Origin of the sequence: Enteroscipio rubneri, assembly GCF_002899715.1 — a bacterium.
In the GTDB taxonomy this organism is placed as follows: Bacteria; Actinomycetota; Coriobacteriia; order Coriobacteriales; family Eggerthellaceae; genus Enteroscipio; species Enteroscipio rubneri.
Map to the genome: position 1 here is coordinate 565,883 of NZ_PPEK01000001.1, position 21,596 is coordinate 587,478.

A 21,596-nucleotide genomic window follows, 5' to 3' on the forward strand; every position below is an offset into this window, starting at 1 on the left:
GCTGATTCCAAGCCGTCTGCCGCGGCATCAAGATAGTCGCTTGTTTCACTCCCTCCATGCTCTATTATATCCTCAGACGAGGAGGGAGGTGTCGCATGAAGGACACCCACGGTCGCACGATCGACTACCTGAGAATATCGCTCACGGATCGCTGCAACTTCCGATGCATCTACTGCATGCCCGAGGAGGGTGTGGATCAACTGTCCCATAAAGACATTCTGCGGTTCGGCGAAATCGTCGAGATCGCACGCGTTGCGGCGCAGATGGGCATCAAGCGCCTGCGTCTGACCGGGGGCGAGCCGCTCGTACGCAAGGGCGTGGAGCATCTCGTCAGAGAACTCAAGGACATTCCCGGCATCGAGAGCATCGCCATGACCACGAACGGCGTGCTGCTTCCCCGGATGGCCGAAAGCCTCAGGCGGGCGGGGCTTTCACGCGTCAACATATCGCTTGACACGCTCGATCCGGACCAGTTCAAGCGCATCACCCGCCGTGGCGAGCTCGAGCAGACACTCGACGGCATCGACGCTGCGCTCGAGGCGGGGTTCGATCCCGTCAAGATAAACGCGGTGACCGTGCGCAGTCTCGACCAGGACTATCTTGCCTTCGCGAAGCTTTCGCTCGATCGGCCGCTCCATGTGCGCTTTATCGAGTACATGCCGGTGGGAGAAAGCTCCGGCACCGACGGCTGCGGCTGGGGGAAGCAGGACGTCGTTCCCAGCGAGGAATTGCGTGCGATCATTGACGAGCGCGCCGTCGAAGAAGGGCTGGGTAGGCTGCGCCCTGCGGCCAAACACCGGCCAAGCGGCTGGGGGCCGGCGAGCTATTACGAGTTCGAGGGCGCGCAGGGTACGGTTGGCTTCATCAGCCCGTTGTCGCGGCACTTCTGCAGCGAGTGCAATCGACTGCGCCTGTCCGCAGACGGCAGGCTGAGGCCGTGTTTGTTCTCGGACGAGGAGTACGACGTAAAGACTGCGCTCGCAACCGGGCGCGAGGAAGACGTGCGTCGCGTGATAGCGCAAGCTATCGGCGCAAAGCCCGACGAGCATCACGACAAGATAGGAACCGAGCGGGGTATGTCCCAGATAGGCGGCTAGCATGATCGAGCAGCACCTTACCCATATCGACGAGCGCGGCGACGTTCGCATGGTGGATGTGTCCGCGAAGCCGGATACCGAGCGTGTGGCCGTGGCCGAGGGCTTCATCAGCATGAAGCCCGAGACGCTGGCCCTTATCATGGAAGGCGCGGCCGCGAAAGGCGACGTGCTTGCCTGCGCGCGCGTGGCGGGCGTCATGGCTGCCAAGCGCACGAGCGAGCTTATTCCCATGTGCCATCCGCTTAACATCACGAAGGCCAAAGTCGAATGCGCCCCCGTGGTTGCGAACGAGCGCCCAGACGGCCGCACGGGCATCCAAGTGACCTGCACCTGCGGAGTCACCGGTAAGACCGGCATCGAGATGGAAGCCCTCACCGCCGCGAGCGTGGCGTGCCTCACCGTCTACGACATGTGCAAGGCGGTTGATCGTGGCATGGAGATCATGGACATTCGTCTGCTGAAAAAGGACGGCGGCAAAACGGGGCTGTGGGAACGCGCATAGGAGAGCGTTCCCACAGCGGTGACGGTAGGGATATGGCCGAGAGCTTATTCGGCCGTATCGAGCGCGGTGTATAACAGAGCGTCCCTGGCGGCGAACGAGGTGCACGGCCGCAGAGCCCGACGGACCCTGCGGCCAGTGCTCGAGACGTCAACCGTTGACCACGGTGCCTCCGTTCACATGGATGACCTGGCCGGAAACGTAGCTAGAATCGTCGCAGGCCAGAAACACGTAGGCGGGAGCAAGTTCGTAGGGCTGTCCGGCGCGGCCCATAGGCACGCTCTCGCCGAAGTGGCGCACCTTCTCGCTGTCGGGGCCGTACGATGCGGGATTGAGCGGGGTCCAGATCGGGCCCGGCGCCACGGCGTTCACGCGAATGCCGCGCTTGACAAGTTCCTCGTTTTCGGAAAGAGAGCGTGTGAACGCGGTGATGGCGCCCTTGGTGGCCGAGTAATCCAGGAGGTCGGGCGAGCCCTGGTAGGCGGTGACCGAGGTCGTGTTGACGATGGCCCCGTCGCCCGGCAGATGGGGCAACGCGGCTTTCACCAGGAAGAACATGCTGAAGATGTTGGTCTGGAACGTGCGGACGATCTGCTCTTCGGTCAGATCGAGAATGCTCTTGCACGGTGTTTGCTCACCGGCGTTGTTCACAAGCACGTCGATGCGGCCCCACTCTCCCACGATGCTGTCGACCATGCTGCGGCAGAATTCCTCGTTGCCCACATCGCCTTTGAATACGAGCGCGTGCCGACCGAGCTGCCGGATGCGCTCGGCAATGCTTTGAGCGTCGTCGTCGGACGAGTAGTACGCGATGGCCACGTCAGCGCCCTCTTTCGCGAAGGCGATGGCCACGGCGGCCCCGATGCCGCTGTCTCCTCCGGTAACGAGAGCAGCCCGACCCTCAAGCTTGCCTGAAGGCCGATACGAATCGCTTTCCACCTGGGGTTTCGGATTGATGTTCTCGCGCGTGTCGTCCATTGCATAGCCAGCTTTGGGGGGCTGGGTCTCTAAAAGAGCGGAATCGGACATATATAGCTCCTTCCGTCGGTATCGGTTGCAGCGACTGCATGGTAGCCCGGCTGCGGAAGCTGCGCGGCGCGCGGTCGCGCGCGTTGCCGAGCGCTTGCCGCTCGGTAAGGCGGCTTCAATGTCGCACGTCCCTGGGGATCGGCGTCGTATCGCGCGGGAACACGCCGGTATCCGAGGCGCGGCACTGTGGTGTCCGGGCCCTGTCCGTGACGCGCTGCGGGCGCGCTATAATACTGATGCTGCGCCGCCGTTTATCGGCATGCAGTCGGTCTCCATGCCTCGGAAGGACGGTCCTAGCCAATGGACGAGGGAAAGATCCTGCTCATAGCAAATCCTGCGGCGCAGAACGGCGCCGGTTCCGCCGCTGCGGAGCGGGCGGCTTCGATCTTGCGCGCTTATTTCGGGGAGGACGCCGTCGTGCTTGCGCGAACGGCGGGGCCCCGCCACGCGAGCGAGATTGCCGAGCGCTCCAAAGGATGCTCGACCGTGATCGCCCTCGGTGGCGACGGCGTCATCCACGAGGCGGCGAACGGCATTATGCGTCGTGCGATCGAAGATAGACCTGCATTCGGTATTATTCCAGTGGGGTCGGGCAACGACTACGCCCGCGCTCTCGGCATCTCCGCCAACGTGGACGAGGCATGCGCGCAGCTGTTCAAGGCCGAGGCGCTCCCGACGGACGTGGGATGGGCGAACGGCCGGTGGTTCGTGGAGACGCTGTCGTTCGGCCTGGATGCTGCCATTGCGCTCGATACCGTGGACCGCCGCGTGCGTACCGGTCGGACGGGCACGGTCCTGTACATGGAGGCGGGCATCGACCAGGTGCTCCATCATTTGGACGAGCGACGCTATGAGGCGTCGTTCGACGAAGGCGAGTCGGAACGGGGATGTTCCTACGCGTTCGCCGTGCAGGTGGGGCCGTTCTACGGCGGCAGCTTCGAGATCTGTCCTGAGGCGCATCTTGACGACGGCCTGCTCGATGCGTGCATCGCGCATCCGCCTTTGGGTACGGTGCGAGCCGTCTATCTGTTCCTGCGCGCGAAGGGTGGCAAGCATACGGGATTCGAACAAATAGACATGCGGCGCTTTCGAACGTTGCACGTGGAGTTCGATGAGGTGCCGCCTGCCCAGATCGATGGAGAGCGCATCGAGGCGCGCACGTTCGATGTGAGCGTGGAGCCGAAAGCGCTCAACGTATTGCGCCCGTAAAGCAAGGTTTAAACAATCTGCGCTCGGTCTGCCAACATGAAGGCTTCGACGGGAGCACCTCGGTGCTCGTAGGCCGGTGGTTCGATCAAAGGCGAAGGCCATGGTCATAACGGCAACCGAAATGGAGTCCAACCTCGAACGCTATCTGGACCTCGCCGCGAGCGAAGAAGCGCGGCTATCGTATATCATCACGCGCGATGAGAGGGATGGCCGAGGCGGCGAAGTGCCGGTCATATCGCCGCGCGACTATCTTGCGCGGCTCGTTTCCGGATAATCGATCGATACGTGCAAGGCCGGCTTCGGGGAGGGGCTCCGAAGCCGGCCAATGTGCGCGACTCGCGGTTGCATTCGCAGGGCGAGTCGCCGAAACAGTTAGCTCGTGTATTCCGCCATCTGCATGCCGGCAAGGCGCCCGGAGCTGTAAGCCAGGCCCGAGCAGGTGCCTCCCACATCGTAGTACGGGCGGCTGTAGAGGCTGCCGTTCTCCACGCCGGCGATGTAGAGGCCCTCGATGGGGCTGAAGTCGGCGCGCAGCGCGCGCGTGAATTCGTCGGTACGGCATCCGCCGAACGTATTGAAGGCGCCTGGATTGTACTTGAACAGGTAGTATGGGCCTCCGTCTGCCACGGGAATCAGCATCTCGGCGCGCTTGCCGAACATCGTGTCCACACCGGCTGCCGCCATGTCGTCGTACGCTTCCACCGTCGTCTCCAGCTCGTCAAGGCCCGCCTGCGCGGCCACGTCGGCGATGGTGTCGCCCTTGAACACCCAGCCGGTGTCGATGGCGTCCTGCAGGCTCTGGTCCAGGTCTTCTAACGGCTGGCCATACAGCAGCATGCCCGATACCCAGAACTCGGGGCTGCCGATGATCTGGTAGTAACCCTGCTCCTTCAACGCGTCGATGACGCGCTGTCCGAAGATGGCGTAGTACTGCTTCACGTGCAGCGTGGCCTCGCCGCCGCCGGCCATGGACTCGTTGGCCAGCATGTACTCGTTCATGAAGCGCTTGCCGTGCTCGTCGACGATCAGCCCGCCGTAGAACGCGGCGCCCAGAAGCGGGTTGCCTAGGTTGAAGCCCAGCTCCTCGGTCGATCCGAAGATGTCGTTCATGCCTAAGCCATGCGTGCTCTCGCGGAAGGCTCCCGCCTCTTGGGCGATTTTGACGCCGAGCCCCTTCTGCCATTCGGTGGACGATGCCACGATGGTCATGTCGCCGTACACCTCTTTGAGCATATCGGGGTTGTCGATGTAGCCGCCGCATGCTAGCAATGTGGCCTTCGCCTTGAAGTCGATAACTTTTCCGTCCTCGTCTTCGGCCTGCACGCCCACGCAGGCGCCGTCCTCCATGAGCGCATGCTTCGCCTCGGTCGAGAAGCGGAACTGCACGCCGTAGGCATCCTCCAGATGCTTCTGGAACACGGCGCTCTTGTTTTCGGTGCCGAACAGGTGCACCTCCTCGAAGCCGATGCTGTAGCGGTCGGCGCCCAGCGTAAGCTCGATACCCAGCTCGTCGAAGATGTCGATGTTGCCTGGCAGCAGCTCCACGCAGGTCTTTAACAGCCGCGCGTTCACGGTCCAGTGAGCGAAATTGACCATGCGGTCGAACAGCTGCTCGATGGAGTAGTCCTGTCCGGCGGCTTCGGTGTAGGGCGTTTCGACGGCCGCCGTGCCGCTGACCATATTGCCGTTGTTCGCTTCGATGGACGGGCAGTTCGCTATGACAAGGATGTTCTCGGCACCTGCTTTGCCCGCCTCGTAGGCCGCCATGAGGCCCGCCGCGCCCGACCCGACGATGAGGATGTTCGACTCGACGGTCTCGTCGGCAGTTTTGATCTGGGCAGCTTCACCCTCGGTCGCGCTCTGCTCGGTCGTTGCCTGCGATCCGGGCGAGCATGAGGAAAGCAGCCCTGCGGCGACGAGTCCCGCCGCCCCGGCCATGCCCCCTCCGATGAAGCTGCGTCTCGAGATTCCCTTCGATGTTTCCATGGTCCCTCCTCCAAAACGTGATGGTCTTCGCACTTCGGCCTTCTCCGCAGGTGGGGAAAGTCGATGCTCCGATGCCCTCAAGTGTAGGAAGAGGGAAGCGCCGTGTGAAATACCCGTTTCGCACGGCGTTATGCCGTTTGCTTATGATACCTGCTGGAAAGACTTGCCGATGTCGCCCGAACCATGCGGCCGCGTCGCGTCACAGCCCTTCGCCGTCCAGCAGGTCGACGAACGCCTTCAGCGCGGGGTTCTCGTTGTCCTTGAGATAGACCCATGCCGTCTCGAGCGACCAGGTTATGCCCTCGATCTCAAGGGCGTGCACATCCTCCTGCTTGAACGAAACGACGCTTTCCGGAACCAGCTGTACGCCCAGCCCGAGCCGCATCATGAGCCAGGCGATGTCCTGATCCTCGGCGAACAGGATGCTCTCGGGAGCGGCATCTCCCAGCACCGGCGGGATCACCGATTCCGCATCGCGCCCGTCGTGTGCGGCGAAAATGTTCGTGTAGCGGATGAGTTCTTCCGCGCGTATCGAGCTTTTGGACGCGAGCGGGTGGCTCTGATGGACGAGTAGGAAGGGTTTGTTCGATCTGCGGCCGGCGACGGCGATGCGCTCGTCGTCGCAGATGCTCCCTACGGCGGTGAAGCATGTGTCAAACTGGCCTGCGACCAGCTGCTTGCGCTGCTCTTTGGAGAACGCGCGCCTGAAGCGCAGCCTGACGCCGGGGTGCTCGTGGTGGAACTGTTTGATAGCCTGCATGTCGGAGCTTTGCGAGCTGCCGAATACGCCGAAGCTCAACTCGCCCGAGTAGCCTTGCGCAATGGCCCTTCCCATGTCGCGCGCCGCCTCGAGTTCTTCCAGCACGGACAGGGCGTTCGGATAGTACGACCGTCCTGCGCGCGTGAGGACGACCTCTTGATGCGTGCGGTCGAACAGCTTGAATCCGAGCTCCTGCTCGAGCGCCTGAATCTGCTGGCTGACGGCCGGCTGCGCGATGTGCAGCTCCTCAGCGGCCTTCGTGAAGCTGCGATGGCACGCGACCGATGCGAAGCATTCCAGCTGCGTGGTTCTCATGGGGCCTCCGTCTCATAGGCGTCTTCAACGGATGCGGCCCCGCCGGATCATCCGACGGGGCCGCGAGGTCGTTGGGGTTTCAGCGGCCTTTTAGAGCACGCGCACGCGCCGCACGCCTGCGATGCCGCCGAGCTGCTTCTTCACGGCATCGTAGGGCATCTCCTGGTCAAGATCCAGGCAGGTGTAGGCGTATTCGCCGCGCGCCTTGTTCACCATGTTCCCGATGTTGACGTTTGCCTCGCCGAACGCGGTGGCTATCTGACTGATCATGTTCGGCACGTTCTCGTGCAGCACGCAGACGCGGCTGCCGATCTCCGGCATGGGGCCGGGATCGCAAGCGGGGTAATTCACGGAGTTGACGATAGCGCCGCGCTCCAGGTAGTCCATCATCTGGCGAACGGCCATCATCGCGCAGTTCTCTTCGGCTTCCTCAGTGGACGCGCCCAAGTGAGGAAGAACGACGGCCCCTTTCATCCGCATGACCTCGGGGGTGGCGAAATCGGTGATGTAGGCATGGACTTTGCCCGATTCGAGCGCGGCGGCCATGGCGTCGTTGTCCACGAGGGTGTCTCGTGAGAAGTTCAGGAACACCGCTCCGTCCTTCATGAGCGAGCAGGCGCGCTCATCGATCATGCCGATGGTCTCTTCGACGGCGGGCACGTGGATGGTGAAGTAGTCGCAGGTGCGCAGCAGCTCGTCGAGCTCGGTGACGTGGTGCACGGCGCTCGACATGCTCCACGCCGCGCCAAGGGAGACGTAAGGATCGTAGCCGTAGACGTCCATGCCCAGGTCGACGGCCGCGTTCGCCACCTGCGCGCCGATGGCGCCCAGGCCTATGACGCCCAGCTTCTTGCCCAGGATCTCGCGTCCGGCGAACTGTTTCTTGGCTTTCTCGACCGCCTTGGCGATGTTCGGGTCGTCGGCGTTGGCGCGGCACCACTCGATGCCTTCTACGATGCCGCGGCTGCCCAGCATGAGCGCGCCGATGACGAGCTCCTTTACAGCGTTCGCATTGGCGCCCGGCGTGTTGAATACGACAACTCCCTTCTGCGAGCAATGCTCGAGCGGAATGTTGTTCACGCCCGCGCCCGCGCGCGCGACGGCTCGCAGACACTTGGGAAGCTCCAGATCGTGCATGGCGGCGCTGCGGACGAGGATCCCTTCGGCCCGGGAAAGGTCGTCGGTGAGCTCGTAGGCGTCGGTGAGCAGGTCGGTGCCCTTGGCGGAGATGTTGTTCAGGCAGTGGATGTAGCGCATGTGGTCGGTCTCCTTCGGGATGGACGGCGGCAGCCGTGACGTTCGCCCGCGTCGCCGTCTCGCTCGTGTGCATTAGAACATGATGCGCCGGGCTTGTAGCGGTGTCAACAGAAACCCAGCCCACGGGCTTTTGCGCCGGCAAGCGCTTCGAGACGTATGCAGTTGGCTTAAGCCGTGCATTCCGCTCCCTCTTCCGCTCCCTCTTCCGCTCCCTCTTCCGCTCCCTCTTCCGCTCCCTCTTCCGCTCCCTCTTCCGCTCCCTCTTCCGCTCCCTGCGCTTTAGCATGCTAAAGCGCAGGGCAAGTTGCTGCCGAAAAAGACGCCGGTTTGGCACGAAATCTCATGATTGTCCTGGTAAATCAAAAAACGACCTGGGGAGATGCTTCTGAGATGCACGTAGAGGATGTCCAAGGGCGCAATTTCGTGCCAAACCGGCATCTTTTTCGGCAGTGCAGTCGTATGGAAGATGGTTCAGACGCGTGAAGCCGCGGAAAGCAGCAAGTGGCGTGCTGGCTTAAGGGGGATCAAGCAGCTGGCGGCGAAGTTCAATATGGTTTGCTCTCCAGGATCGATCAGGACGAAACCGCCTGTCAAGGCGATGTGCGACGCGGCGGGCCACCACCTCGAACTCGGCGGTATTGTGCATGTGGCGGTTGGCTACCGTCACCACCTCGAAGCCAAGATGAGTCAAGACAGTTCTGCGCGTTGCGTCGCTGGCTATCCGTTCAGAGCCGGTATGGTGGAGGTCGCTGTCGTATTCGATGGCCAGTTTTTCTTCCGGCCAAAGCAGATCGCATCGCAGCGAACGCCTTCCGGTTGCCTTGCGGGCGTTCTTGGGCAGAGGAATCGCATAATTCATTTTCGGTGGAGGGTCTCCGCAGCCACCTAGGCGAGCGGGCAGATCGAGCAAAAGAGCGACCATCGTTTCGCGCGGCGATTCCGATCCGTCTTCAACATATCGCAATGCGCGTCGAGCTTCGGCGATTCCTCGCTCGCCGGTGCAATTCTCGACGTATGACTTGAGGAAGGCTGTGTTCGTGATCGGAGCGCGTTTTCGCGCGCTTCTCGTTTCGCCAGCTGACAAGCTGTAGGCTCCGCAGAACTCAAGACCCAGTTGAGCTGCGTGTGGAAGAGACAGCTTGGAGGCATGGCGCAGAAAGCATAGCTCGGGCGAAAGCACAAATATGTCCTTTTCGATCTCGGAAAAAGAACGGGAAGGGAATGCGCCCGCATGGACGAAGCACCGGATTCCCTTGCAGCGGAGTCGGGCTTCGCCACTCGATACGAGAAGATGGAGCGGCTCGCGGGCGAGTGCGGGATATCTGCGCAGGAAGTATGCGATGCGATCAAGGCTTGGTTTGCCCGCGTTTCCGTTTCCCGGTGCGCGCATTGCACGCATGGCACGAGGAGGAGGGCCTGAGCCAGCTCCGACGGAGCGCCAATAGAGGAGCGCCGAGGCGTCGCATATGAGAAGAGGGGCCGGTTCCATAGGGTGAAAATATCACGTTCCCGAATTTTCTTCAATATCAAAATAGCGTATTTGATCAGGTATTTTTTTGATATTACTCCCATTGACAACGCGCTTGATTTGCGACGGATCCGTGGTGGAAAGGGGTTGGAAGCGCGCGAGGGGACAGCGGGCAAGGCATCGACGGCCGCTGGGATCTGCGCTGGAAGCGCGTTGGGGATCATCCGGAGAGAAGGCTCGCGCCGCGAGCCATCCGGGCGTGCGGGGTGGGCGTTCCGGCCCGTTCGCTCGCCTCCGTCGCGCGTGTCCGTCCGATGGTTGCGAGTTTTCGGGTTCTGAGTCCAACCGGCTCCGAATTCGTTTCCGCGTTTTTGAAGACCATGCGAAAGCGACCGGGGGATTTGAAGGGGTATGCTAAAATAAACGGCTGGCAAAAGCACCAACGGAAGGGACGTATATGTCAGGGCACTCAAAGTGGGCTACAACCAAACATCGTAAGGCTGCTGTGGACGCGAAGCGCTCCGCTCTGTTCAGCAAGCTGTGCCGCAACATCACGGTGGCTGCGAAAGAAGGCGGCGATCCCAACCCCGACAACAACGCATCGCTCGCGGCCGCCATCGAGAAGGCCAAGGGCTACTCTCTGCCGAAGGACAAGATCAAAGTCGCTATCGACAAGGCGTTCGGCACCGGCAAGGACGCCGCCAACTACGAGACCGTGATCTACGAGGGCTACGGCCCGGCCGGCGTCGCCATCTACTGCGAGGCGCTCACGGACAACCGCAACCGCACTGCCGCCGATGTGCGCGCCGCATTCAGCCATGCTGGCGGCAACTTGGGCACGTCGGGCTCGGTAGCGTTCATGTTCGAGCGCAAGGGCCAGGTCATGGTTGCTAAGGAGATCGAGACCGGCGATAAGAAGAACCCCATCGGCCCCAACGGCGCCGCGGCGGACGAGGACGAGTTCATGATGGCCGTAGCCGAGGCCGGCGGCGACGACTATGAGGACGCCGAGGACGAGTGGATCGTCTACACCGCTCCGACCGACCTCATGGCCGTGAAGAAGGCTCTCGAGGAGCAGGGCATCGAGGTGAAGGGCGCCGAGATGACGATGGAGCCCACCACGCCCGCCCAGGTGAGCGTGGTCGACGCGAAGAAGGTCATGCGCCTCATCGACAGGCTGGAGGAGCTCGAAGATCTGCAAAACGTCTACCACGCCATGGACATCACCGATGAGATCGCCGAGGCGTTGGACGAATAGGGGCCTCTTCGAACGACCACGCTGTTTTTCACGGGCGCGCCTTCGGGCGCGTCCGCTGCGTATCGGGCGGCTTACAGTCGAGCGATCACGACGGCCATGATCGCGGCGAACACGCCGACGACGAGAAGCGGCAGAGCACCCGCCACGAACGAGGGCAGGGGCTGCAACCGGAAGTACAGCAGGTAGCACGCCAGGCAGCCGACGAACACTGCGACCACCGCTGCCGCAAGTCCGACAGCCGCTGCGGCTGCGAGCGCCCCCGACCCGGCAAGGGCGTTCAGCACGGCGAACTCGAGCGCCGCCCACAGCACGAACAGCAGAAGCTCCGTGGTGACGGGCCTGCCGAAGATCCTCGTCGTGGCGAAAACGAGCGCGAAATACGCGCAGATCCCGCCTACGGCGAACGCCCAGACCGGAACCGGCAAACCGCCGCGTCCGCCTGCGCCGAGTCCCGCGAGGCCTGCGACGATGAGTGCGACCACTGCTATGCCCAGGATGACGGCGCCCACGATGAATCCCACGCCCGTCGCGTACAGCGCGCCCGTCGCCTTCGGCAGGCTCGGATTGAAGAACGTCCACCACCAGGCCAGATACAGCGCTGCGCACGCCGCCAGGCACGCGTGGCCCCACACAAGCGATCCAGGGATTGCCGCGCTCGTCTCCACCATGGCACGCTCCTATTCTTTAGAACCAGAATTAGTGCACGAGAACCCGCATTCCTCGAGAACTGCTGTCTTGCGAAATCAGACAGCTTGGCATCGAAGCGAGCATACCGCGTCCAAAGGTCTTTGTAGAGCGAGGACGGCGCAAGGTTCCGCGATCGTCACGGTTTGCACTATCCCGCCGCCAAGAACCGAAGCTTCCAACCTCTTTTGACGCGAAACCCGGCGAAGCCTGGCAAAACGAGCGAAACCCGGCGGATGCTGGCAAGCCCGGCGAAACCTGAAGAAGCCCCACCACGCGAAAAGCAGGAACATCGATGGGTCAGCGTTCGCCGAGGTCGGGTGATTCCGAGCTAGTTCGAAACATGTCCGTTGTGCGACCGGGCATGACATCGGGAGCGCCAGTCGTGACATCAGTGTTGAAATGATGATCGAGATCTTTGAAAATCGTATATTTCCGATTCGGTAATCATGAAGAGCTACTCGTTCCAGGTCGAGGATTCGCGAGCGTTGGTAGCGAAATTTAAGGATGCCGGCCAGGGCCCGGGGGAGGGTCCAAGCGAGTCCGAGGGCGGAGAGGGAGACGGACGATTCTCGGAAGGAGCTGATGAAAATGCAGGAGCGCGCGGTGTCTCGCCTTCCGTCGCGCGTTTGGCTTCGACGCGCGACGACAGTGCCGTGAACTTGGCGCCTGCCTGCGCGCTGCTGGCGCTGCTCGGATGGTCGATTGCGATTGCCATAAGAAGGCGCTTGCGATAGCGGGAAGATCCGGGCGTCGCTGAAGCGGAGCGAGCGCGTTCGGGCGTCTCTTGAGTGGGGGCGGACGTCGCTTGAGGGGCTCGCTGGATCGGTTCGGGCGTTGCTGGAACAACCGTCGGGGGTTGGAGGGATCGTAGAAAAGGCGCGCTTTCGAGCGCGTCTTTTTCGTTCTGTACGGCGAATTGTGGTACTATGCATGCGAACATTCGTTTGCAGAAGAAGTGAGGACGATGACGCTCGTCGAACGTACCATCTTGGGCATCGATCCCGGTCTGGCGAACACCGGCTGGGGCATCGTGGCGCAGCGCGGGCCGCACCTGACATGCCGCGCATATGGGTGTGTTTCCACATCGAAGGACGCGCCACTCGCCCAGCGGCTGCACAAGATCCATGAGCAGATGGCTGCTGTCGTCGCACGGTTCGAGCCTTCGTGTGCGGGTATCGAGACCGTGTGGTTCGGTGCGAATGTGCAGAGCGCCTTCGCTACGGGCCAAGCGCGCGGGGCCGCGCTCGTCGCGTGCGCCGATCGCGGGCTCGAGGTGCTCGAGTTCTCGCCCAGCCAGATCAAGCTGGCGGTGGTGGGCACGGGCTCGGCCGAGAAGGACCAGGTGCAGTACATGGTGCGCCAGCTGCTCGCGCTCGACGACGTGCCGCGGCCCGATCACGCGGCCGATGCACTAGCCGCGGCCATATGCTATACGACGCACGAGGGCTTTGCGCAGCGCACCGGGGCGGCGTGCGTGGCCTATGATTCCCCCAATTCGGGAAAGGACCTGCGATGATCGCGTTTCTGAAAGGCACCTTGGCGGGCAAGACGACCTCCTCCGCAGTCGTCGAGGTTGCTGGCGTAGGCTATGCCGTGGGAATGTCGCAAGCGGCCCTCTCGAAGCTGCCCGAGATGGGCGGCGCGGTGGAGGTGCACACGTATCTTCAGGTGAGCGATAGCGGAATCGCGCTGTACGGCTTCCTCACCTTGGAGGAGAAGGCGCTGTTCGAGCGCCTGATCGGCGTGGGCGGGGTGGGGCCGAAGGTGGCGCTCGCCGCACTCTCGGCGTTCTCGCCGGCGGCGCTCGTGGCCGCCGTGCAGGCGCAGGACGTGGCCGCCGTTCAGCGCATCCCCGGCGTGGGCAAGAAGACAGCCTCGCGTATCATCCTCGAACTCAAGGGCTCGTTCGACCAGGGAATCGCGGGGCTCTTCGAGGACGAAGCTCCGATCGCTGCCGTTATGGCGGAGCGGCTGGCCGGCGCACGGGAGGCGCTCCTGTCCATGGGCTTCACCTCCGCAGAGGCGGAGGTGGCCCTCAAGGGCGCGCCCGAGGACGGCGATGAGAGCGTGCTGGTACAATACGCTCTGAAACGACTGGGATCGAACGCGTAGGCGTACCGCGCCGATGAAACGGATAGGCGGCCATGGCTGACAACGGCATCGAAATAGAGGGGCTCGTGTTCGAGGCGGACGCCGCCATCGGCGACGCTCGTCCGGCTTCGCGCGGCGAAGCGCATGCGCGCACGGTCGGAGCCGAGCTCACCGAGGACGATCTCGCGCTCGATCGCAGCCTGCGCCCGAAGCGTCTCGGCGACTACCTGGGTCAGGCGAAGATCAAGGAGTCGCTCGCCATCCTCATCGAAGCGGCCCAGGCGCGCGGCGATGTGGTGGACCACATCCTGTTCTCTGGGCCTCCGGGGCTTGGCAAGACCACGCTCGCCACGGTGGTGGCCAACGAGCTGGGCGCCAACATCAAGACCACGAGCGGGCCCGCCATCGAGCGCACGGGCGACCTCGCTGCCATCCTCACGAATCTCGAGGAGGGCGACGTCCTGTTCATCGACGAGATCCACCGTCTGAACCGCATGGTGGAGGAGGTGCTCTACCCTGCGCTCGAGGACTTCGCCCTCGACATCGTGGTGGGGAAGGGCCCGGCGGCGCGCTCCATCCGTCTCGATCTGCCGCATTTCACGCTCGTTGGCGCGACGACGCGCACAGGGCTGCTTACCGGCCCTTTGCGCGACCGTTTCGGCATCGTGTTCCGGCTGCAGTACTACACGCCCGAGGAGTTGGCCTCCATTGTGCGGCGCTCGGCGTCCATTTTGGGGGTGAGCATCGCCGAGGACGGGGCGCTTGAGATCGCACGGCGTAGTCGCGGTACTCCACGTTTGGCGAACCGCCTGCTCAAACGCGTGCGAGACTGGGCGCAGGTGCGCGGCGACGGTGACATCGACGAGGATGTGGCAGCCCAGGCCTTGAGCTTTTTTGAGGTTGACTCGCTCGGCCTCGACAACATGGACAACCGCATCCTCGAGCTGCTCGCGGTGCAGTTCGGCGGCCGGCCCGTCGGCCTCACCACGCTTGCTTCCGCGCTCTCGGAGGACACAGATACGCTCGAAGACGTGTACGAGCCTTATCTTATGCAACAGGGGCTCATGGTGCGCACGCCGAAGGGGCGCCAGGCAACCGAGCGGGCCTACGAGCACTTGGGAATCAGACAGGTCGACTCTCAGTGACCTGCTGTGCTCTATCGATCAGCAAGGGCCTCTCCGAAGCCTCGGAGCGCCGTATTGCTGGCCGGGCGCACGGCTCGCCGCGGTCGAGCGCAGAAGCGGCAAGGCGGAACATCGAAGAAGACTGCAGTGTCGGCGGAGTACTCCGTTCGACAGAACGGAGGACGAAGCATGCTCGAGCAAGACTACCTTATGCGGATCATCCTGCAATACGCCGAGATCCTGCGCCGCAGCTGGTTCAAGGCTCGGGAGGAGGGGGATCCGAAAGCGGCGGCTGCGATGCTGGAGGACGCCGTCGGCGAGGCGACCGATATCGACGGCACGACACTGCTGTCACTGTCACCTGATTCCGTCGCGCGTGTGCTCCAGGTGTCGGGGACCGATCCTCGCGTGATCGAATTCGTGGTGCGCAGCCTTGCGCTCGCTTCCGTATACTTGCGCGATGCCAACGAAGGATCGCTCGCCGATCTGCGCTTGCAGCAGGCGCGGTCGTTGGCGGACGCGTACGGGCTCTATCTGCCCGAGAATCCCGAGGACTTGGCCGACCTGCTCGACGACGAGGGGCTTCCGGGCGAGTCTGCCATCGTCGACATCGAAGCCGGATGCGGGCTCGATGCGTCGTTCGCGAGCGAGCAGCCAGACGATCCGAGCCAGGAAGACGGCGATTCCTGCCGATAGGCTTTCGCGGGCCCTTCAGCTGCGGAGGCCGCTGGTGTCGCGCTGCGGACGCTTTCTGGACCGCACGAAAGCTCTGCGGTCGCGCCGGCACGATATCCCGAGATGCTTGTCCGCCGTACAGGTGTGCGCTCGCTGTGCGCCGGAAACGTAAGAACCTCGAGCCCATTCTGACGAAAGGGTAAAAATCTCAGCAAAAGGAAGAATCCCGACCCTTTTCGCTTCGGTTTAGCGTATAGTGAACGTGTGCTCTCGAGGTGAGAGCGAGTGTTGCCGCCATGCAGCACGCAGTGTTACCTCCTTGAGGAGTCAAGGAGAGGAAAGAGGATTTAAAATGGCGGAAGGTACTGTGAAGTGGTTCAACCCCGAAAAAGGCTATGGGTTCATCTCCCAGAATGACGGCGAAGATCTCTTCGTTCATTTTTCTGAGATCAAGATGGACGGGTTCAAGACTCTCGACGAGGGACAGGCTGTCCAGTTCGACGTCACGACCGGCCAGAATGGCAAGCTCCAGGCAAGCAACGTGACGAAGGCGTAAGCACGATTCACAAAAACATGCCGAAATGGCCCCGCAGCGCGGGGTCATTTTTGTAGGTAGGCCGCAACGCCGAGGCTTTTCGATTCGCTCGGGCTGCGCAGTGCGCTGTGCGTCCCAATGTGAGGATGGGCAATGACGAACTCCATCAATCCCTACGAAGGCGCTTCATCTTACAATCGGTTCCTCATGCAGGAGGACCTGCCGGGCGTCTTCCATAGCAGCTATGCCATCGAGAACTTCTATTTCACGGATCGCCTTGACCTGTTTGCCGTTGTCGAGCCGGGTCGAAGAGCCCTGCTCATCGACACGGGCCACCCTGTCATGTGCGGTACCGAACCGATCGACCGCGCAGTGGAGGACAACGACGTTCCCTGGGAGAACGTCGAAGTGTTTTTGACGCACTTCCATGACGATCACGACGAGAACCTGCAGTACGTTCTCGATCGGGGCGCCGGAGCCTTCTACAGTGGACCGGCGGTTCCGTGGACCGAAGCGTCGCGCGAGGCTTTTCTTCGTCAAACAGGGGCGCTTCGCGCAGGCGATCGTGCTATCTCGGACTGGGCCGATATCCTCATGGGTCGTGATCATTTCACGCCTGAGCTGGAGGAGCGCGTGAGACAGCTGCCCGAGGGCGAAGCGCTGTCGATAGCAGGATACGACCTGGAGGTGCTGTACACGCCGGGCCATACCGTGGAGCATGCGAGCTTGCTCGAACGGAAGCACAGCTTCCTCTTCGCGGGCGACCATCTGCTCGATTCCGCTCCGGGGCTCATGCAGTTCGATGCGTCGAGCCGGTTGCTCGAGCGCTTTTTCGAAAGCTTGCACGATATCCGCGCCATGCGCCTTCGTACCGCATTCATGAGTCATCGGGACTCGTTCACGAGCGCGGACGAAGTGAATGCCTTCATTGACAGTGTGTTCGCGAAGTATGAAAAGCCGCTCGACCGTGTTCGGGGGCTCGTGCGTGAGCTCGGACCGGTCAGCGTGTATGAACTGGCGCGCTCGTTTTACGCATATCTGCCCCAGGGCCTGGCCGGCGAACCCGAAAACCGCCGCGTACGCCGCGTCGCCATTCCGTTTGCCTACCTGGAGTATCTGGTCGAGCACGGCGAAGCGGAGCGTCATGAGGACGGCGACGGCTGCTTCCTGTACGTGGCGACGCGCTGAGGCCGTAGAGGGCGCGCGCCGCTTGCGGCCGCTGGCTTTCTAGCGGATGAACATCGCGTCGCCGAAGGAGAGCATGCGGTAGCGCTCTTCGACCGCATGCCGGTAGGCAGCCATGATGCGCTCGCGCGTGGAGAATGCGCTCACGAGCATCATGAGGGTCGAGCGCGGGACATGGAAGTTCGTGACCAAGGCATCCACCACGTGGAATTGGTATCCAGGTAGGATATATAGCGAGGTTGCCTCTCGCTCGCGCGACGCGAGGACGCCCGATTCGGCGTCCCAAGCGCTTTCGAGGCTGCGAACGCTTGTCGTGCCGACGGCGATCACGCGCCCGCCGCGCTCGCGCGTCTCGGTAACGGCGTCGACGGTGCGTTGGGGCACGGTGTAGTACTCCGTATGGATGACGTGGCGCTCGGGGTCGTCCTCGTCCACGATGCGGAACGTGTCCAGGCCCACTTCGAGCTCCACCGTTTCCCAGCGCACGTGCCGTTCCCGGAGGCTCGCGATGAGCTCAGGCGTGAAATGGAGGCCTGCCGTGGGCGCCGCCGCTGAGCTTTCGCGACGGGAGTACACGGTTTGGTAGAGCTCCTCGTCGCCTGAGTAGTCCTTGATGTAGGGCGGGAGTGGCGTGTGGCCCACCGCGTGCAGCGCTTCGTCGAGGGAGGGCAGCTGCGTGGTGAGGCGCGCGATGCGCTCGCCTTTCTGCGCACCATCGGTCGATGCGGATTGGCTCGAAGGCGCGGCCCAATCCACGATCTCGGCCGACAGCGCTACGTTGCCCGCAGCGTCGGTGAAGTCCACGACTGCGCCCGTGCCGGGTTTGAGGCGCTTGCCGGGGCGCACGAGCACCTCCCAGAGTGCGCTTCGGTTCTCCAGGGGCGTGCCATGCTGACGCAGCAGGAACACCTCGGCCGCTCCGCCCGTGCCCCGCTTCGCGCCCAGAAGACGCGCCGGCATGACGCGGGTCTCATTAGCTATCAGAAGGTCGCCGGGGCGCAGATAGTCGGCGATGTCTCGGAAGATGCGGTCTTCCAGCGCGCCGGTCGCACGATCCATGACGAGCATGCGGCAGCCGTCGCGCTCGGCGGCGGGCTTCTGCGCGATGAGTTCTTCGGGCAGGTCGTAGTCGAAGTCGGAGGTCTTCATGCGAGTGGATCCTTCGGGCGGTTCGCGGGTGGTCGTCGAACTGCCTATTATAGGCGTTCTCATGCCCGACAGCAGGCAGGTATTCCTCGAGTTCCCTACCGCACGAGAAGGAAGCGGCTTCCAGACGGTCATCGAAGGATGACGCGCATTGCATTTGCTCCAGCCCTACCGGGGTCTGCGCTCGCTATCGAGCTCCCTATACGCTTGGGTGGGGACGGCTCCCCGCCCAAGCGTATAGGGAGCCTGTACGGACGTTCTGCGGAAGAAATCCAAATTACGAGCCTATCCGTCCGAACGCTCCTGCCCGCGGAGGGCTTTCAGGGCGGCGCGCTTCTTCGCCTGCTTCTCGGCGTAGGCCTGGCGCTCGGCGCGCTTGGTCGCGCGGGCGGCCTCCTCTGCGGCGCGTTCGTCGGCGTGCGCGGCGGCCTTGGCCTCGCGCTCTGCGACGCGCTGGCGCTTGCGCTGAGCGCGCTCGGCGGCGGCTTCGGCTTCGGAGAAGCGACAGCCGCAGAAGTTCTGGCGGTACATGCCCATCGCGCGGCTGCGGCGGGCCGCCTCGTCGTAGAAGGGGCGGTAGTCCTCGAAGTGGGCGTCGACACCCGCATGCGCGGCGGCGCGCTCCAGCTCCTCGCGGATAACGTCGATGAACTGGTAGGGGCTCACCGACAGCGTGGTGCCCACGGCGTCGAAGCCCCGTTCGGCGGCGCTGCGGGCGGCCTCCTCGAAGCGTAGGCGGTAGCAGGCGCGGCAGCGGGCCTCGCGCAAGGGAGCCTCTGTCGCGCAGCGCAGTACGTCGCCGCCCGCCGCCTCGAGCGCGGACTCGCCGACTCTCCCGGCCGAGGCCTCCCAGGCGCCCGGGGCGTAGGGCCCTTCCAGCACGGGAAGGCCCTCGTTGCCGGCCCACGTGCGCAGCGTGCCCAGGCGGTGCGCGTACTCGCTCGCCGGCGCGATGTTCGAGTTCGTGTAATATAAGGCAAGGTCGTGCCCCGCCGCGCGCAGAATGCGCGTCGGCTCGAGCGAGCACGGTCCGCAGCAGGCATGAAGTAGCAATTTCATCGGGTTTCGCACGCTCCTTCGCATCGTCGCCTATACTACCATGACGACAACGACGCACGTCATCGAGCAAAGGAACAACGCAATGGACGAACGCACCGCCCCCTCGCCATCCCACACGGAAGACCTGCTGGACTCGTGGAACGCCCGGGCGGCCTCGAACGCGCCCGCAACGCCGGACGGGATCGGCTCGCGCGCCTACCGCGCGATCTTCTTCGACCTGGACGGCACGCTGCTGCCCATGGAGATAGAGGAGTTCCTAGGCGCGTACTTCAAGGCCATCGCGCGTTTCGTGGCTGAGCGGGGCCTCGACGCGCAGGCATTCTCCGCCGGCCTCAAGGCGGGCATCGGCGCCATGGCGGCCCACGATGACGGCCGCGCGAACGCCGAGGCGTACTGGGAGGCGTTCTTCCCGCATGTGGAAGGCGGCGAAGGGGAGTGGCTGCCCCTGCTCAACGAGTTCTACGAGCACGACTTCGGCGCCATCGGCGAAGGCGTGCAGGCGAACCCCGCCTGTGCCCGAGCCGTCGCGGCGCTGGCGGCCAAGGGCTACCCGCTCGTGCTGGCCACCATGCCCATGTTCCCGCGCCGCGCCGTGGAGTGGCGCCTCGCTTGGGCCGGCGTCGATCCGGCGCACTTCTCGCGTCTGACGTCGTTCGAGAACTCCACGAGCGTGAAGCCGAAGCCGGCGTACTACGCCGAGAACCTGGCGGCCTGCGGCCTTGCTGGCGCCGACGTGCTCATGGTGGGGAACAACACGGTGGAGGACCTGGCCGCCTGCAGCTTGGGCGCCGACGCGTTTCTCGTCACGGACCACCTGCTCGACCCGACGGACGGCTTTGACCTCTCGTCCGTGAGGCACGGTGCCATGGAGGAGTTCGCCGTTTGGGCCGAGGCGCTGCCTCCGTGCGCGAACCCGGCCTGCGGCATCGAGGCGGGGGCCGTGGCGGCCGCTGCGCGCGAGGAGGCCCTAGCCGCCTGCGGATCGGAGGCCTAGCATGGCCCTTTTCGATTGCGCCTGCGAGGCGACGAGCGGCCACGCCCGCGCGCTTTCCTACGAAACGGCCCACGGGACGTTCCATACGCCCATGTTCATGCCCGTGGGCACGAGCGCCACGGTGAAGGGCGTCACCGCAGGCCAGCTGCGCGATCTGAACTCCCAGGTGGTGCTCGCGAACACCTACCACCTTTCGCTGCGCCCCGGCGCCGACGTGGTGGCCGAGGCCGGCGGGGTGCACCGCTTCATGAACTACGACGGCCCTATGCTCACCGACTCGGGCGGGTTCCAGGTGTTCAGCCTGGCCGACACGCTCAAGCTCGACGACGACGGCCTCACGTTCCGCTCCATCTACGACGGCTCGAAGATCCGCTGGACGCCCGAGTCCAACATGGCCATCCAGGAGCAGCTCGGGGCCGATATCGCCATGCAGCTCGACCAGTGCACGCCGTACCCGGCCGAGCACGCGTTCGTGGCGAAGGCCGTGGACCTGTCTTCCAACTGGGCGCGCCGCTGCCTGGCCGCGCACGTCCGGCCCGACCAGACGCTCTTCGGCATCGTGCAGGGCGGCATGGAGCTGGACCTGCGGCTGGAATCCATCCGCCGCCTGCGCGAAATCGAGGAGGAAAGCCTGGCTGCGGGCGGGCGCCGCTTCGGCGGCTTCGGCATCGGAGGCTACTCGGTGGGCGAGGACCACGAGGTGATGTTCGAGACGCTGGGCCCCGTGGCGCGCGCGTGCCCGGAGGACCGCCCGCGCTACCTCATGGGGGTGGGCAACCCCACCACGCTCGTGCGCGCGGTGCGCGAGGGCGTGGACATGTTCGACTGCGTGCTGCCTACCCGTACTGCTCGCATGGGAACGGCGTTCTCGTCCACGGGCCGCATGAACATGCGCAACGCGAAGTTCACGCGGGACTTCGGCCCGCTCGACGCCGCCTGCACGTGCCCCACGTGCCGAAACCACAGCCGCGCCTACATCCGGCACCTCGTGAAGCAGAACGAGATGCTCGGCGGCATCCTGCTCTCCATCCACAACCTGCACTACCTCATCGACCTCATGCGCCGCGTGCGCGAGGCGGTGCTGGCCGACGCCTACGAGGAGTTCTACGCGGCGTGGATGGCCAGCCCAGCGGCGAGCGATTACTAGCACCTGTCGCCCAATCGCCAGCCGGGAGGAGCATGGACTGCATCGGTTCCGGCTTTCGCGGAGATAATGAGCCCC

At 63.8% G+C, this 21,596-nt stretch carries 21 protein-coding genes; 13 read left to right on the forward strand and 8 right to left on the reverse strand.

Features of this window, described 5'->3' with window-relative positions; genetic code table 11:
- Positions 1-95: 95 nt before the first annotated feature.
- A complete protein-coding gene (gene moaA / locus C2L71_RS02320; RefSeq protein WP_103264149.1) occupies positions 96-1,097 on the forward strand; it encodes a GTP 3',8-cyclase MoaA in 1,002 nt (333 codons plus the stop codon).
- A 1-nt stretch (position 1,098) separates the two neighbouring features.
- Complete coding sequence (gene moaC, locus C2L71_RS02325) at positions 1,099-1,599, forward strand: cyclic pyranopterin monophosphate synthase MoaC (RefSeq protein ID WP_103264150.1); 501 nt, start codon at positions 1,099-1,101, stop codon at positions 1,597-1,599.
- Positions 1,600-1,746: 147 nt separating this feature from the next.
- On the opposite strand, the gene C2L71_RS02330 is transcribed toward moaC, so the two are convergent.
- Entirely contained in the window at positions 1,747-2,625 is an 879-nt protein-coding gene (locus tag C2L71_RS02330; RefSeq protein ID WP_103264151.1) for a glucose 1-dehydrogenase, read from the reverse strand.
- Between the two features lie 300 nt (positions 2,626-2,925).
- Here C2L71_RS02330 and C2L71_RS02335 point away from each other — a divergent pair, with 300 nt between their 5' ends.
- A complete protein-coding gene (locus C2L71_RS02335; protein ID WP_103264152.1) occupies positions 2,926-3,834 on the forward strand; it encodes a diacylglycerol/lipid kinase family protein in 909 nt (302 codons plus the stop codon).
- Between the two features lie 100 nt (positions 3,835-3,934).
- Positions 3,935-4,108 (forward strand): hypothetical protein, encoded by a 174-nt coding sequence (locus C2L71_RS11990; protein WP_157938918.1) that lies wholly within the window; start codon positions 3,935-3,937, stop codon positions 4,106-4,108.
- 98 nt (positions 4,109-4,206) lie between these two features.
- Here C2L71_RS11990 and C2L71_RS02340 read toward each other — a convergent pair whose 3' ends face one another.
- From C2L71_RS02340 to C2L71_RS11900, 4 genes are all read right to left on the reverse strand, one after another.
- Positions 4,207-5,820 carry an FAD-dependent oxidoreductase gene (locus tag C2L71_RS02340; protein WP_103264153.1) on the reverse strand — a complete coding sequence of 538 codons (1,614 nt, stop codon included), beginning with the start codon at positions 5,818-5,820 and terminating at the stop codon, positions 4,207-4,209.
- Between the two features lie 199 nt (positions 5,821-6,019).
- Positions 6,020-6,895, reverse strand: a complete 876-nt coding sequence (locus tag C2L71_RS02345) for a LysR family transcriptional regulator (protein WP_103264154.1) — start codon at positions 6,893-6,895, stop codon at positions 6,020-6,022.
- A 90-nt stretch (positions 6,896-6,985) separates the two neighbouring features.
- Positions 6,986-8,152: a phosphoglycerate dehydrogenase gene (locus C2L71_RS02350; RefSeq protein ID WP_103264155.1), complete on the reverse strand. Its 1,167-nt coding sequence runs from the start codon at positions 8,150-8,152 to the stop codon at positions 6,986-6,988.
- A gap of 514 nt (positions 8,153-8,666) precedes the next feature.
- Complete coding sequence (locus tag C2L71_RS11900) at positions 8,667-9,332, reverse strand: hypothetical protein (protein WP_129588465.1); 666 nt, start codon at positions 9,330-9,332, stop codon at positions 8,667-8,669.
- A 745-nt stretch (positions 9,333-10,077) separates the two neighbouring features.
- Between C2L71_RS11900 and C2L71_RS02365 the strand changes: the two genes are divergently transcribed.
- Positions 10,078-10,878, forward strand: a complete 801-nt coding sequence (locus tag C2L71_RS02365) for a YebC/PmpR family DNA-binding transcriptional regulator (protein WP_103264158.1) — start codon at positions 10,078-10,080, stop codon at positions 10,876-10,878.
- Between the two features lie 71 nt (positions 10,879-10,949).
- On the opposite strand, the gene C2L71_RS02370 is transcribed toward C2L71_RS02365, so the two are convergent.
- A complete protein-coding gene (locus tag C2L71_RS02370; RefSeq protein WP_103264159.1) occupies positions 10,950-11,546 on the reverse strand; it encodes a hypothetical protein in 597 nt (198 codons plus the stop codon).
- Positions 11,547-12,529: 983 nt separating this feature from the next.
- On the opposite strand from C2L71_RS02370, the gene ruvC reads away from it, so the two are divergent.
- The 6 genes from ruvC (at position 12,530) to C2L71_RS02405 (ending at position 17,178) form a co-directional block, all read left to right on the forward strand.
- On the forward strand, positions 12,530-13,081 hold the full coding sequence (gene ruvC / locus C2L71_RS02380) for a crossover junction endodeoxyribonuclease RuvC (RefSeq protein ID WP_103264161.1): 552 nt from the start codon (positions 12,530-12,532) through the stop codon (positions 13,079-13,081).
- Positions 13,078-13,677 carry a Holliday junction branch migration protein RuvA gene (gene ruvA / locus C2L71_RS02385; protein ID WP_103264162.1) on the forward strand — a complete coding sequence of 200 codons (600 nt, stop codon included), beginning with the start codon at positions 13,078-13,080 and terminating at the stop codon, positions 13,675-13,677. Before ruvC ends, ruvA begins: the two co-directional genes overlap by 4 nt.
- 32 nt (positions 13,678-13,709) lie before the next feature.
- Positions 13,710-14,801: a Holliday junction branch migration DNA helicase RuvB gene (gene ruvB, locus C2L71_RS02390; RefSeq protein WP_103264163.1), complete on the forward strand. Its 1,092-nt coding sequence runs from the start codon at positions 13,710-13,712 to the stop codon at positions 14,799-14,801.
- Positions 14,802-14,969: 168 nt separating this feature from the next.
- The gene (locus C2L71_RS02395; protein ID WP_187143226.1) at positions 14,970-15,476 is read left to right on the forward strand and encodes a hypothetical protein; all 507 of its coding nucleotides are present in this window, start codon (positions 14,970-14,972) and stop codon (positions 15,474-15,476) included.
- 331 nt (positions 15,477-15,807) lie between these two features.
- The gene (locus tag C2L71_RS02400; protein ID WP_015539962.1) at positions 15,808-16,011 is read left to right on the forward strand and encodes a cold-shock protein; all 204 of its coding nucleotides are present in this window, start codon (positions 15,808-15,810) and stop codon (positions 16,009-16,011) included.
- 132 nt (positions 16,012-16,143) lie between these two features.
- Complete coding sequence (locus C2L71_RS02405; protein ID WP_103264164.1) at positions 16,144-17,178, forward strand: MBL fold metallo-hydrolase; 1,035 nt, start codon at positions 16,144-16,146, stop codon at positions 17,176-17,178.
- A gap of 39 nt (positions 17,179-17,217) precedes the next feature.
- Here the strand turns inward: C2L71_RS02405 and queA are convergent, their stop codons facing one another.
- Both queA and C2L71_RS02415 read right to left on the reverse strand, forming a co-directional pair.
- A complete protein-coding gene (queA, locus tag C2L71_RS02410; protein ID WP_103264165.1) occupies positions 17,218-18,324 on the reverse strand; it encodes a tRNA preQ1(34) S-adenosylmethionine ribosyltransferase-isomerase QueA in 1,107 nt (368 codons plus the stop codon).
- A 282-nt stretch (positions 18,325-18,606) separates the two neighbouring features.
- Positions 18,607-19,380 (reverse strand): epoxyqueuosine reductase QueH, encoded by a 774-nt coding sequence (locus C2L71_RS02415; RefSeq protein WP_103264166.1) that lies wholly within the window; start codon positions 19,378-19,380, stop codon positions 18,607-18,609.
- A gap of 82 nt (positions 19,381-19,462) precedes the next feature.
- On the opposite strand from C2L71_RS02415, the gene C2L71_RS02420 reads away from it, so the two are divergent.
- Entirely contained in the window at positions 19,463-20,374 is a 912-nt protein-coding gene (locus tag C2L71_RS02420; RefSeq protein ID WP_239926241.1) for an HAD family hydrolase, read from the forward strand.
- 1 nt (position 20,375) lies between these two features.
- Entirely contained in the window at positions 20,376-21,521 is a 1,146-nt protein-coding gene (gene tgt / locus C2L71_RS02425) for a tRNA guanosine(34) transglycosylase Tgt (protein ID WP_103264167.1), read from the forward strand.
- The last annotated feature ends 75 nt before the right edge of the window (positions 21,522-21,596 follow it).